Here is a 734-nt window from a genome sequence, read left to right as displayed (position 1 = left end):
GTCATGTCATCGAAGTAACCCGTGCCGACTTCCTGCTGGTGCGCTACAAAGGTGTAACCCTTCTCGGCAGCAGCGAACTCGGGCTCCTGAACCATTTCAACATAGTGCTTCATGCCTTCGCCCCGGGCATAGTTGTGCGCCAGTTCGAACATGTTGTACCACATGTTATGGATACCCGCGAGAGTGATGAACTGGTACTTGTAGCCCATGTCAGACAGTTCCTGCTGGAACTTGGCGATAGTGGCGTCGTCCAGGTTCTTCTTCCAGTTGAAGCTCGGTGAGCAGTTGTAGGCCAGCAGCTGGTCCGGGTACTCGGCACGGATGGCTTCGGCGAACTTGCGGGCTTCGTCCAGATCCGGCGTGGCAGTCTCACACCAGAGCAGGTCAGCGTAGGGGGCATAGGCCAGACCACGGGCGATGGCCTGATCGATACCGGCTTTAACGCGGAAGAAGCCTTCCGGGGTGCGCTCACCGGTCAGGAAGGGCGCATCGTACTCATCGCAGTCGGAGGTGATCAGGTCAGCAGCGTTGGCGTCGGTACGGGCCAGTACGATGGTCGGTACGTCGGCAACGTCAGCCGCCAGACGGGCAGCGATCAGCTTCTGCACCGCTTCCTGGGTCGGAACCAGTACCTTGCCGCCCATGTGGCCACACTTCTTGACGGAAGCCAGCTGGTCTTCGAAGTGAACACCGGCCGCACCGGCTTCGATCATGTGCTTCATCAGCTCGTAAGC

Annotated in this window: 1 protein-coding gene; it reads right to left on the bottom strand. The window is 59.3% G+C overall.

The genetic code is table 11. The annotated features are described in order from the left end of the window. Positions 1-734, bottom strand: a 734-nt coding sequence (locus ABD892_RS10295) for an isocitrate lyase/phosphoenolpyruvate mutase family protein (RefSeq protein WP_345195536.1), incomplete at both ends; no start/stop codon positions are given.

It is taken from the genome of Kistimonas scapharcae (assembly GCF_039540975.1).
Lineage (GTDB): Bacteria > Pseudomonadota > Gammaproteobacteria > Pseudomonadales > Endozoicomonadaceae > Kistimonas > Kistimonas scapharcae.
This window is presented reverse-complemented; position numbering and strand designations above follow the sequence as displayed.